The organism is Pannonibacter anstelovis (assembly GCF_036881715.1).
GTDB classification, from domain to species: domain Bacteria; phylum Pseudomonadota; class Alphaproteobacteria; order Rhizobiales; family Stappiaceae; genus Pannonibacter; species Pannonibacter anstelovis.
On record NZ_JBAKBF010000043.1, the window covers coordinates 1 to 251 of the forward strand.

Consider the following 251-nt stretch of genomic DNA (forward strand, 5'->3'; position numbering starts at 1 on the left):
TCTCCCTTTTGCCGCCGTATCCCGGCTGGGCATTCCTTCTCTCTCTCCCTCCTTTTTTCCTTCCCCTTCTTCTTTCTCTTCCTCTTTCGTTCTCTTTTCTCTTTTCCCCCTTCCTTCTCTCTTTCTTTTCCTCTTCTTCCTTCTCCCCTCCTCTTCCTTCCTTCTTTTCTCCTTCTTTCTCCCTCTTTCCCTTCCCCTTCTCTTCTTTTCTCCCTTCCTCTCTTAAGGCATTCCCTCTCTTTTCCTTTCAG

The 251-nt window shown here is 47.8% G+C and carries 1 protein-coding gene; it reads right to left on the reverse strand.

What is annotated here, in order from left to right; all coding sequences use genetic code 11:
* Positions 1 to 251 (reverse strand): hypothetical protein (locus V6L75_RS21135; RefSeq protein WP_334253409.1); only part of this gene is annotated, 251 nt, incomplete at both ends.